The organism is Lysinibacillus sp. RU7 (genome assembly GCF_057837305.1).
Genome location: NZ_JBYQFK010000306.1, coordinates 1 through 236, shown reverse-complemented (window position 1 = coordinate 236; position 236 = coordinate 1). Strand labels below are relative to the sequence as shown.

The window sequence follows — 236 nt, the reverse complement described above, 5'->3', positions numbered from 1 at the left end:
CGCCATTCGGCACGCAGTTCGGCCACCAACTGGCGCAGACGCGGTGACAAGGTCGTATCCTCATCGGCCAGCAGGGCATCGATGCCGAGTTCCAGCTTGCGCCGCCCAACCGGGAAAATGGTCCCGCGCTCCAGCAGGATCGCCCGCAACTGGTTGGTCAGGCTCCTGCGCTCAGCCACCAGGCGCGAGCGAACCCGGTGGAGCGTCTGGATGTCCAACTGCTCCTGGGTCTTGAG

The 236-nt window shown here is 65.7% G+C and carries 1 pseudogene; it reads right to left on the bottom strand.

What is annotated here, in order from left to right:
• Positions 1–236: pseudogene (locus AC3II9_RS22495) on the bottom strand (IS110-like element ISMmg1 family transposase); the annotation flags it as partial.